This is a genomic window from Streptomyces sp. NPDC060209, assembly GCF_042728155.1.
Taxonomy (GTDB): domain Bacteria; phylum Actinomycetota; class Actinomycetes; order Streptomycetales; family Streptomycetaceae; genus Streptomyces.
Genome location: NZ_JBHWZS010000355.1, coordinates 1 through 8,433, shown reverse-complemented (window position 1 = coordinate 8,433; position 8,433 = coordinate 1). Strand labels below are relative to the sequence as shown.

The window sequence follows — 8,433 nt, the reverse complement described above, 5'->3', positions numbered from 1 at the left end:
CCCGTACGCATCGCGTACGGGAGCCCCTTTCACGTGTCGGCGCGGCCTCAGCCGCCGAACTCCTCCAGGCCCTTCAGCGCCTGGTCCAGCAGCGCCTGCCGGCCCTCGAGCTCTCGGGAGAGCTTGTCGGCCCTGGCGTTGTTGCCCGAGGCGCGTGCCGTGTCGATCTGCGTGCGCAGCTTGTCGACGGCCGCCTGGAGCTGACCGGTCAGACCCTCGGCGCGTGCCCGCGCCTCCGGGTTCGTCCGGCGCCACTCGGACTCCTCGGCCTCCTGGAGCGCCCGCTCCACCGCCTGGACCCGGCCCTCGACCTTCGGGCGGGCGTCACGCGGGACGTGGCCGATGGCCTCCCAGCGCTCGTTGATGGAGCGGAACGCGGCCCTGGCCGCCTTCAGATCCGTCACCGGGACCAGCTTCTCGGCCTCGGCGGCGAGATCCTCCTTGAGCTTGAGGTTCTCGCCCTGCTCGGCGTCCCGCTCGGCGAAGACGCCGCTGCGGGCGGCGAAGAACACGTCCTGGGCGCCGCGGAAGCGGTTCCACAGGTCGTCCTCGGCCTCGCGCTGGGCGCGGCCCGCCGCCTTCCACTCGGTCATCAGGTCGCGGTAACGCGCGGCCGTCGTACCCCAGTCGGTCGAGCCGGAGAGCGACTCCGCCTCGGCGACCAGCCTCTCCTTGACCTTCCGGGCATCCTCGCGCTGGGCGTCCAGAGCGGCGAAATGTGCCTTGCGGCGCTTGGAGAAGGCGGAACGGGCATGCGAGAAGCGGTGCCACAGCTCGTCGTCGGACTTGCGGTCCAGGCGAGGCAGCCCCTTCCACGTGTCGACGAGCGCCCTCAGACGCTCACCCGCCGACCGCCACTGCTCGCTCTGCGCCAGCTCCTCGGCCTCGACGACGAGCGCCTCCTTGGCCTGACGGGCCTCGTCGGTCTGCTTCGCCTTCTGGGCCTTGCGCTCCTCGCGGCGCGAGTCGACCGTCGCGACGAGCGCGTCCAGCCGCTTGCCGAGCGCGGCGAGGTCGCCGACGGCGTGGTGCTCGTCGACCTGCTGACGCAGGTGCTCGATCGCCGCCGTGGCGTCCTTCGCCGACAGGTCGGTGGTCTTCACCCGCCGCTCGAGGAGGCCGATCTCGACCACCAAGCCCTCGTACTTGCGCTCGAAATAGGCCAGAGCCTCCTCGGGCGAACCGGCCTGCCACGATCCGACGACCTGCTCGCCCTCGGCCGTACGCACGTACACGGTGCCCGTCTCGTCGACACGGCCCCACGGGTCGCTGCTCACAGCGCCTCCTCCACCTGATGCATCGAGGAGGTTCGCCCCCCGTGCATCGTCCACAGTTTCCTGGGGCGGGCAGCGCCCGCCCTGCACAACGCCAATCTAGGCGACCGGCCACCCGGCTGTCCGCACTCAGCGCGGCTGAAATTCTCCGGTGCGCTCCAGGAACCTCGTGCCGGGCGGCCGCGCACAGGGTCAGGTCTTGTCGACCGTCGCCTTCTCGACCGTGACGGCCTTCTTCGGAGCACCGTCGCCCGCCCCATCGGCGACGCCCGCCTCGGCGACCTTCTTCACGGCCTTCAGACCCGCATCGTCCATGGTGCCGAACGGCGTGTAGCTGGGCGGCAGTTTGGTGTCCTTGTAGACCAGGAAGAACTGGCTGCCGCCCGTCCCCGGCTGGCCGGTGTTCGCCATCGCGACGGTTCCCGCCGGGTACGTCACCGCGCCGTCGTCGCCCGCCTTGCCCAGCGCGGTCAGATTCTCGTCCGGGATCGTGTAGCCGGGGCCGCCGGTCCCGTCGCCCTTCGGGTCGCCGCACTGGAGGACGAAAATGCCTTCCGTGGTCAGCCGGTGACACTTCGTGCTGTCGAAGTACCCCTTGTCCGCGAGGGCCTTGAACGAGTTCGTGGTGTGCGGGGTCTTCGCCGCGTCCATCGCGATGCCGATGTCGCCCTGGCTCGTCTTGAGCGACATCGAGTACTTGGCCTTCTTGTCGATCTCCATCGCGGGCTCAGGAGCACTGCTCTCGCTCGCCGAGGGCGACGCCGACGGGCTCGCGGAGGCGCCCGCGTCCGCGGAGGTCTTCGAGTCGTCGCCGTCGAGCGATACGTACGCTCCCGCTCCGATGACCGCCACCACGGCCACCGACGAAGCGATGATCACCGCGAGACGCCTGGTCCTCCGGCGCGCTTCCTCCCGGCGCTGCTGCTGCCGCTCGAACTTCTCCCGGGCGAGCTGCCGCCGCCGCTGATCGCTGCTGACCACCGGATGGTCTCCTTGTACGTCGTGTGATCGGACCTGGAATGCCCGTACGGTATATGGGTTAGCTGTGGAATGAGGAGCGCCGGTAGTCTCTGGTCTGCCGCATTCCTCTTTTCGCGGCCCTCCTCGTCGGACGAACACTAAGGACGATCGTGCTCATTGCAGGGTTCCCCGCCGGGGCCTGGGGGACCAATTGCTACCTGGTCGCCCCCGCCGCCGGCGAGGAGTGCGTGATCATCGACCCGGGCCACCAGGCCGCCCAGGGCGTCGAGGAAGCGCTGAAGAAGCATCGGCTCAAGCCCGTCGCCGTCGTGCTCACCCATGGCCACATCGACCACGTCGCCTCCGTCGTCCCCGTGTGCGGCGCCCATGACGTCCCTGCCTGGATCCACCCCGAGGACCGCTACATGATGAGCGACCCGGAGAAGGCGCTGGGCCGTTCCATCGGGATGCCGCTCATGGGTGAGCTGACCGTCGGCGAACCGGACGACGTCAAGGAGCTGACCGACGGTGCCGCGCTGAAGCTGGCGGGCATGGAGTTCGGCGTCGCGCACGCGCCCGGCCATACCAAGGGGTCGGTGACGTTCAGGATGCCCGAGGCCGCGGACGTTCCGCAGGTTCTCTTCTCGGGCGACCTGCTCTTCGCCGGCTCCGTCGGACGCACCGACCTGCCCGGCGGCGACCACGCCGAGCTGCTCGAGTCGCTGGCCCGCGTGTGCCTGCCGCTCGACGACTCGACCGTGGTGCTGTCCGGCCACGGCCCCCAGACGACCATCGGCCGCGAGCGCGCCTCCAATCCGTACATGCACGGACTGGACGCGCCCCGCCGAGGAATGTGACGAGAGAAAAAACCTGTGAGCACCTTCCAGGCCCCCAAGGGCACGTACGACCTGACCCCGCCCCGCTCCGCGAAGTTCCTCGCGGTGCGTGAGGCGATCTCCTCGCCGCTGAAGAACTCCGGCTACGGATACATCGAGACGCCCGGCTTCGAGGACGTCGCCCTGTTCGCCCGGGGCGTCGGCGAGTCCACCGACATCGTGTCCAAGGAGATGTACGCCTTCGAGACCAAGGGCGGCGACAAGCTCGCGCTGCGCCCCGAGGGCACCGCCTCCGTGCTGCGCGCCGCACTGGAGGCGAACCTCCACAAGGCGGGCAACCTCCCCGTAAAGCTCTGGTACTCGGGCTCGTACTACCGCTACGAGCGCCCGCAGGCGGGCCGCTACCGCCACTTCTCGCAGGTGGGCGCCGAGGCCATCGGCACCGAGGACCCGGCACTGGACGCCGAGCTGATCATCCTCGCCGACCAGGCGTACCGCTCGCTCGGCCTCACGCAGTTCCGCATCCTGCTGAACTCGCTGGGTGACAAGGAGTGCCGTCCCGTCTACCGGGAGGCGCTCCAGACCTTCCTGCGCGACCTCGACCTCGACGAGGAGACCCGCCGGCGCATCGAGATCAACCCGCTGAGGGTCCTCGACGACAAGCGGCCCGACGTCCAGAAGCAGCTGACCGGCGCCCCGATGCTGCGTGACTTCCTCTGCGACGCCTGCAAGGCGTACCACGAGGAGGTCCGCGACCTGCTGACGGCGGCGGGCGTCGCGTTCGAGGACGACGAGAAGCTGGTCCGCGGGCTCGACTACTACACGCGCACCACCTTCGAGTTCGTCCACGACGGTCTGGGCTCCCAGTCCGCCGTGGGCGGCGGTGGGCGTTACGACGGCCTCTCCGAGATGATCGGTGGTCCCGCGCTGCCGTCCGTCGGCTGGGCCCTCGGCGTGGACCGCACGGTGCTCGCACTGGAGGCCGAGGGCGTCGAGCTCGACATCCCCGCCTCGACCAGCGTCTACGCGGTGCCGCTCGGCGAGGAGGCGCGGCGCGTGCTCTTCGGCCTGGTCACCGAACTGCGCAAGGCCGGCGTCGCGACGGACTTCGCGTTCGGCGGCCGTGGGCTCAAGGGCGCGATGAAGAGCGCGAACCGCTCCGGCGCCCGCTTCACGGTCGTGGCCGGGGAGCGGGACCTCGCCGAGGGCAACGTCCAGCTCAAGGACATGGAGTCGGGCGAGCAGGAGCCCGTGGCGGTCGGCGACCTGGTGACCGTGCTCCAGGGCAAACTGGCCTGAACCGAGGCAGTCGTCCACGCCTGTGCCCGCCCGGTCCGTCCGGGCGGGCACAGCGCGTTCGGCGCCCGCTGTTCCACCGGAAGGCAGGCAGGCACAGGACCGGCCCGCCCAGGCACCGGGCGCCCAGCACCGTCGCGGTCCTGCCCTCACCGTCAACTCGGCGGGAGGGCATTCATCCTGCCGGACGATCCCGATCCGGGAACGCCACCGGCCGCCGGCGCCGGCGGGGTCGGCCCGGAGCACACGGACCGTGCCGTCGTCACGACTGCGCCGGCTCCGCAGGATCACCACGTGGTGCTCCCGCCCGCACCGTTCGGACCGAGGGGCCCGACGGCCTTTCAGGCACGGATCCGCAGGTCGAGCCCGTCCACCGGGGTCAGGTCGCCGCACCGCTCGAGCGGTCCGTGCACGTCGGCCGCGAGTTCTGCGGTGCGGAGGAGGATCTCCCGGAGCACCGTGTCCCGGGCCTCACTTGGGCACACCTTTATGTTCATCGAACAGATGGCCCTGTCGGAGGTGCGGCACAATGACCGTGCCCGGCTGGCTACTCAGTGATGGAACGGCGATATGACGATGGCAGCGGTAGATCACCCCTCCTCCCGGCAGGACGAGGACAAGGGGGACAGGACCTTCGGCGGCAGTCGCGCGCTCGCGCTGCTGCTGGTGATCACAGGCGCGGCCGGGCTGCTCGCCGCCTGGGTGATCACGATCGACAAGTTCAAGCTGCTCGAGGACCCGAGCTTCACCCCGGGCTGCAGCCTGAACCCGGTGGTCGCGTGCGGCAACATCATGAAGAGCGAGCAGGCGTCCGCCTTCGGCTTCCCCAACCCGATGCTCGGCATCGCCACCTACTCGGTGGTCATCGGCATCGGCATGGCGCTCCTCGCCGGAGCCCGCTTCCGCGCCTGGTACTGGCTGGGCCTCAACGCGGGCACGCTGTTCGGCGTCGGCTTCTGCACCTGGCTGCAGTACCAGTCGCTGTACAACATCAACTCGCTGTGCCTGTGGTGCTGCCTGGCCTGGGTCGCCACGATCTTCATGTTCTGCTACGTCACCACGCACAACATCAAGCACGGCATCCTGCCCGCCCCCGCCTGGCTGCGTAACACCCTCACCGAATTCCACTGGGTGCCGCCGGTTCTCTGGATCGGGATCATCGGCATGCTGATCCTGACCCGCTGGTGGGACTTCTGGACCAGCTGAGGTGCCAGGCGGTCCTGTCAGTGGGGTGACATAGGCTTCCTTGCGTGGAGCCCGACCTCTTTACCGCAGCAGCCGAAGACCGCCAGGAGAAGGACCCGTCCAGCAGCCCCCTCGCTGTCCGGATGCGTCCTCGTACGCTGGACGAGGTCGTCGGCCAGCAGCACCTGCTCAAGCCGGGCTCGCCACTGCGCCGCCTCGTCGGCGAGGGCGGCGGAGGCCCCGCGGGGCCCTCGTCGGTGATCCTCTGGGGCCCGCCCGGCACGGGTAAGACGACCCTGGCATACGTGGTCAGCAAGGCCACCAACAAGCGCTTCGTCGAGCTCTCCGCGATCACCGCGGGCGTCAAGGAGGTCCGGGCCGTCATCGAGGGCGCGCGCCGCGCCACCGGCGGTTTCGGCAAGGAGACCGTCCTCTTCCTCGACGAGATCCACCGCTTCTCCAAGGCCCAGCAGGACTCGCTGCTCCCCGCCGTGGAGAACCGCTGGGTCACGCTGATCGCGGCCACCACGGAGAATCCCTACTTCTCGATCATCTCCCCGCTGCTGTCGCGCTCGCTGCTCCTGACCCTGGAGCCGCTCACCGACGAGGATCTGCGCGCCCTGCTGCACCGGGCCCTGGCCGATGAGCGGGGCCTCGGCGCGGCCGTCACCCTGGCCGACGACGCCGAGGCGCATCTGCTGCGTATCGCCGGCGGCGACGCGCGGCGGGCTCTGACCGCGCTGGAGGCGGCGGCCGGAGCGGCCCTCACCACGAACGAGCAGGAGATCACCCTCACGACGCTCGAGGAGACCGTCGACCGCGCCGCGGTGAAGTACGACCGCGACGGCGATCAGCACTACGACGTGGCGAGTGCCCTGATCAAGTCGATCCGCGGGTCCGACGTGGACGCCGCGCTGCACTATCTGGCCCGGATGATCGAGGCGGGGGAGGACCCGCGTTTCATCGCCCGGCGGCTGATGATCTCCGCCAGCGAGGACATCGGGCTCGCCGATCCGACGGCGCTGCCCACGGCGGTGGCGGCGGCCCAGGCGGTCGCCATGATCGGCTTCCCCGAGGCGGCGCTCACCCTCAGCCATGCCACGATCGCGCTGGCCCTCGCCCCCAAGTCGAACGCGGCAACGCTGGCGATCTCCGCCGCGCAGGAGGACGTGCGCCGGGGTCTCGCGGGCCCGGTCCCGCCCCATCTGCGTGACGGCCACTACAAGGGGGCGGCGAAGCTGGGCCACGCGCAGGGCTATGTCTACCCGCACGACGTGCCCGGCGGGATCGCCGCCCAGGAGTACGCCCCGGACGCCGTCCGCGACAGGCGCTACTACGAACCCACGCGGTACGGCGCGGAGGCGCGCTACGCCGACGTCGCGGAGCGGGTCCGTGAGCGGCTCGGCCGCGGCGGGCAGGGCGGTCAGACGTCCTCGTGACGGCTGCGGCTCAGCAGGCCGCCGCTTCGAAGAGGGTGTGCATCGCGCGGCGCAGCTCGCTGATGTCGCGTACGGGATCGGGAAATTCGAACCGGGCGTCGAAGCAGGCATCGCCGTCCTCGACGAACCGCACCCGGAGGCCGAAGCGGTCGACCGCGACCGGGACGGCGTCGAGCCGGTGCTCCGCACAGCCGCACTCGGCCCGGTCGCCGAGCAGCGCGGACAGTGTGGCCATCTGCTCGCTGTGGGCGGCGTGCAGATGCTGGAGCAGCTCGGCCTCATGGGCGACCAGCGGGTCGGCGACGGCGTCCCGGAAATCCTCCGGCTCCACCTCCTCGAAACCCCACAGGTCGTCGACCGACGCCTCCCCGGTCTCCAGCCGGAGCATCATCCGGCCGGGCTGCGCGAGTCCCGGTACGGCGGTGAGCCAGCCGGCGATCCGGGCGCGGCCGCGGATCCGGTGCGGGACGGAGACCGGTGCGACATCGGTGATCTCCAGCACAGCGGTCAGTTCGTCGCCCTGGGCGCGCGTCGCGGCCCGTACGACCGGGGATTCGGCGGGGAAGCCGAGGAACAGATCCCCCTCGGGACCGATGCTCCTGCTGTCGGGCATCAGCTGGTCCGGGTGGATCACCGACAGCCCTGGTACGAGCAGCACGGCGGAGCAGGTACTCTGTACGAGAGTTCGTGTGCGCTCGGCTGCTGACGGCATCCGAGTGTTTTCAAGCCCGCTGGGACGCGGCTGACCACGATCAGATCGGCCTTCCGTCGTAGCAGCACCTTCTGGTGTGCTGCCGCTGTCTGTGCTGTCCGTGACGTGTGTGGTGTTCCCAGGGCGAGACATGCGATCTCCTTGAGTAAGGTAAGCCTAACCTAACCTACAACGGAGGTCTGGAGAACGTGCCTAACCAGTCGCGTCCCAAGGTCAAGAAGTCGCGTGCCCTCGGCATCGCTCTGACGCCGAAGGCTGTCAAGTACTTCGAAGCGCGCCCCTACCCGCCGGGCGAGCACGGCCGTGGCCGCAAGCAGAACTCGGACTACAAGGTCCGTCTGCTCGAGAAGCAGCGTCTGCGTGCGCAGTACGACATCAGCGAGCGCCAGATGGCGCGTGCCTACGACCGCGCCAAGAAGGCCGAAGGCAAGACGGGCGAGGCGCTGGTCGTCGAGCTCGAGCGCCGTCTCGACGCCCTGGTCCTGCGTTCGGGCATCGCCCGCACCATCTACCAGGCCCGCCAGATGGTCGTCCACGGCCACATCGAGGTCAACGGTGGCAAGGTCGACAAGCCGTCCTTCCGCGTGCGCCCCGACGACGTCGTGATGGTCCGCGAGCGCAGCCGCTCCAAGGTCCCCTTCCAGGTGGCCCGCGAGGGTGGTTACGACACCGACGGTGAGACCCCGCGCTACCTCCAGGTGAACCTGAAGGCCCTGGCCTTCCGCCTGGAC

General features: G+C 69.9%; 9 protein-coding genes. 5 read left to right on the top strand and 4 right to left on the bottom strand.

Annotation, left to right across the window (positions count from 1 at the left end; genetic code table 11):
- Nucleotides 1-47: 47 nt before the first annotated feature.
- The gene (locus ACFWFI_RS37975; RefSeq protein ID WP_387399597.1) at nucleotides 48-1,277 is read right to left on the bottom strand and encodes a DUF349 domain-containing protein; all 1,230 of its coding nucleotides are present in this window, start codon (nucleotides 1,275-1,277) and stop codon (nucleotides 48-50) included.
- A 189-nt stretch (nucleotides 1,278-1,466) separates the two neighbouring features.
- Nucleotides 1,467-2,255, bottom strand: a complete 789-nt coding sequence (locus ACFWFI_RS37970) for a peptidylprolyl isomerase (protein ID WP_387399594.1) — start codon at nucleotides 2,253-2,255, stop codon at nucleotides 1,467-1,469.
- Nucleotides 2,256-2,404: 149 nt separating this feature from the next.
- Here ACFWFI_RS37970 and ACFWFI_RS37965 point away from each other — a divergent pair, with 149 nt between their 5' ends.
- Both ACFWFI_RS37965 and hisS read left to right on the top strand, forming a co-directional pair.
- Entirely contained in the window at nucleotides 2,405-3,091 is a 687-nt protein-coding gene (locus tag ACFWFI_RS37965) for an MBL fold metallo-hydrolase (RefSeq protein WP_387399592.1), read from the top strand.
- Between the two features lie 15 nt (nucleotides 3,092-3,106).
- Complete coding sequence (gene hisS, locus ACFWFI_RS37960) at nucleotides 3,107-4,369, top strand: histidine--tRNA ligase (RefSeq protein ID WP_387399590.1); 1,263 nt, start codon at nucleotides 3,107-3,109, stop codon at nucleotides 4,367-4,369.
- Nucleotides 4,370-4,707: 338 nt separating this feature from the next.
- Here hisS and ACFWFI_RS37955 read toward each other — a convergent pair whose 3' ends face one another.
- Nucleotides 4,708-4,863 carry a hypothetical protein gene (locus ACFWFI_RS37955; RefSeq protein WP_387399588.1) on the bottom strand — a complete coding sequence of 52 codons (156 nt, stop codon included), beginning with the start codon at nucleotides 4,861-4,863 and terminating at the stop codon, nucleotides 4,708-4,710.
- 73 nt (nucleotides 4,864-4,936) lie between these two features.
- Between ACFWFI_RS37955 and ACFWFI_RS37950 the strand changes: the two genes are divergently transcribed.
- The gene (locus ACFWFI_RS37950) at nucleotides 4,937-5,572 is read left to right on the top strand and encodes a vitamin K epoxide reductase family protein (protein WP_387399586.1); all 636 of its coding nucleotides are present in this window, start codon (nucleotides 4,937-4,939) and stop codon (nucleotides 5,570-5,572) included.
- A gap of 44 nt (nucleotides 5,573-5,616) precedes the next feature.
- Nucleotides 5,617-6,990, top strand: a complete 1,374-nt coding sequence (locus ACFWFI_RS37945) for a replication-associated recombination protein A (protein ID WP_387399584.1) — start codon at nucleotides 5,617-5,619, stop codon at nucleotides 6,988-6,990.
- A 10-nt stretch (nucleotides 6,991-7,000) separates the two neighbouring features.
- On the opposite strand, the gene ACFWFI_RS37940 is transcribed toward ACFWFI_RS37945, so the two are convergent.
- The gene (locus tag ACFWFI_RS37940) at nucleotides 7,001-7,702 is read right to left on the bottom strand and encodes a DUF2470 domain-containing protein (protein WP_387399582.1); all 702 of its coding nucleotides are present in this window, start codon (nucleotides 7,700-7,702) and stop codon (nucleotides 7,001-7,003) included.
- Between the two features lie 188 nt (nucleotides 7,703-7,890).
- Here ACFWFI_RS37940 and rpsD point away from each other — a divergent pair.
- The coding region (rpsD, locus tag ACFWFI_RS37935; protein ID WP_387399580.1) for a 30S ribosomal protein S4 at nucleotides 7,891-8,433 on the top strand (543 nt) is incomplete at its 3' end.